The sequence below is a fragment of the Marinibaculum pumilum genome (assembly GCF_042646425.1).
Taxonomy (GTDB): domain Bacteria; phylum Pseudomonadota; class Alphaproteobacteria; order Ferrovibrionales; family Ferrovibrionaceae; genus Marinibaculum; species Marinibaculum pumilum.
In genome coordinates, this window is the sequence record NZ_JBHRTR010000030.1 from 1 (window position 1) to 2,478 (window position 2,478).

Sequence of the window (2,478 nt, forward strand, 5' to 3'; positions counted from 1 at the left end):
CATCGACCGTGTCGGCGCCAGCGTCGCCCGCCAGAACGTCATCACCGGTACCGCCGGCGATCAGGTCGGCATCGTCACCGCCGGAGATGGTGTCGGCGTCATCGCCACCGTCGATCGTGTCGGCACCCGCATCGCCCGCCAGCACGTCATCGCCGGCACCGCCAGAGATGCTGTCGGCCCCCTCGCCGCCCGAAACCGTATCGGCGTCTTCGCCGGCCAGGACCGTGTCGTCCCCGGCGCCACCCAGGATGGAGTCGCTGCCCGCGCCACCGCTCAGGCGGTCTGCGCCCTCCCCACCGTCGAGCGTATCGGCGCCCGCACCGCCGTCGAGGGTGTCCGCGCCGTCACCGCCCAACAGGGCGTCATCGCCATCCTCGCCGCGGAGCAGATCGTCGCCGGTCCCGCCGTCAAGCGTGTCATTGCCGGAACCGCCGAGCAGCCGGTCGGCTCCGTCGCCGCCGGACAGGCTGTCATCGTCGTCCTTGCCGTCGAGCGTGTCGTCGCCCGCGCCGCCGGCGATGGTGTCATTGCCGGCATCGCCACGGAGCAGATCGGCGCCATCGCCGCCGTCCAGCTGGTCATTGCCGTCACCGCCCAGCACGGTGTCGTCGCCGGCGCCGCCGGACAGCAGGTCATCGCCGGCATCGCCCCGAACCAGATCCGCGTCGTCGCCACCATCGATGCTGTCGGCACCGTCGCCGCCATCCAGACGGTCGCCGCCGGCGCCACCCTGGATGGTGTCGTTCCCGGCACCGCCCTCGACCGTATCGGCATCCGCCCCGGCGTCGATGCTGTCGGCCCCATCGCCGCCGAGCAGGCTGTCGATGCCAGCGTCACCGGTGATGGTGTCGTCGCCGGCGCCGCCGAGGACGGTATCGCCGCCTTCGCCGCCGGCGAGCAGGTCATTGCCTTCATCGCCTTCGACCCGATCGTCTCCGACGCCGCCAGCCAGACTGTCGGCGCCCGTGCCGCCATAGATGCTGTCTTCGCCGGCACCGCCGTCGATCGTGTCGTCACCATCCTCGCCACGAAGCGTGTCGCCGCCCGAACCGCCAGAGATGAAATCGGCACCGGCACCGCCAGCGACCCGGTCATTGCCGTCTCCGGCTTCGATCGTATCGTCGCCAGCGCCGCCGGCCAGGCTGTCGGCACCCTCGCCACCGTCGATGGCGTCCGCGCCGGCGCCGCCGTCGACCGTATCGTCGCCGGCATCGCCCGCCAGGACGTCGTCACCGGCACCGCCGGCGATCAGATCCGCATCGTCGCCGCCAGCGACCGTGTCGGCATCATCGCCGCCGTCGATCGTATCGGCACCAGCGCCACCAAGGATGCTGTCGCTGCCAGCGCCGCCGGCCAGGCTGTCCGCACCTGCGCCACCGTCGATGGCGTCCGCGCCGGCGCCGCCGTCGACCGTATCGTCGCCGGCATCGCCCGACAGGACGTCGTCACCGGCATCGCCGGCGATCAGGTCTGCGTCGTCGCCACCGGAAACGGTGTCGGCGTCATCGCCGCCGTCGATCGTATCGGCACCAGCGCCACCAAGGATGCTGTCGCTGCCAGCGCCGCCGGCCAGGCTGTCCTCACCTGCGCCACCGTCGATGGCGTCCGCGCCTTCGCCGCCGTCGACCGTATCGTCGCCAGCATCGCCCGCCAGGACGTCATCGCCGTCGCCGCCGGCCACCAGGTCCGCGTCGTCACCGCCCGCGACGGTGTCATCGCCATCGCCGCCATCGATCGTGTCGGCGCCTTCGCCGCCATCGATGCTGTCATCACCCGCGTCGCCGGCCAGCAGATCGTCGCCGGCACCGCCCGCGATGACGTCCGCGTCATCGCCGCCCGAGACGGTATCGTCGCCGGTACCACCGTCGATGGTGTCGTCGCCGGTGCCGCCCAGCAGGCTGTCCTGGCCGGCATCGCCGCTGATGCTGTCGTCGCCGCCATCGCCGTAGACGGTGTCGTGGCCCGCACCGCCGGCGATCGTGTCGTCGCCGCCCGGCGCCGGCATCTCCACCGGCAGGCCGGTGAAGCTGATCTGCTCGATCAGGTAGTCGGAGCTGTCGCTGCCGCCCGTCGCACCCTGGCCCGGATAGGGGTCGGCCTTGAACACCAGCTTGTCGAAGCCGCCATCGCCCGCCAGGTCGATGCTGAAGTCCAGCTCATGCCCGCTCAGCGCCTGGAAGGCGCCATCGCCCACCAGGACCCCGGCACGATAGGCGTACCAGTGGCCGGTCTCGCCGCCCGCGCCCTCGTTCCGGAACAGCCGCCGGACGGAGACGTCGGAGCTGCCCACCAGCTGGTCGAAGTCGACGATGATCGCGTCGGATTCGCCGGAACCGGTGTTGCGGCCGATCTGCACCGCCGGGCCGACGGTGCCGCCCTTCACGCCGAAGCCACCATCGCTGTAGGAGATGTCGCCCGCCGAGGGGGTCATCGGCTGGCCGCTGGCGTCCAGCTTCTGCGCCGTGACGGTGAAGCCGC

The 2,478-nt window shown here is 71.9% G+C and carries 1 protein-coding gene; it reads right to left on the minus strand.

Going from position 1 to position 2,478, the window contains the following annotated elements; translation table 11 throughout:
- The coding region (locus ACFOGJ_RS17500; RefSeq protein WP_379902857.1) for a calcium-binding protein at positions 1-2,478 on the minus strand (2,478 nt) is incomplete at both ends.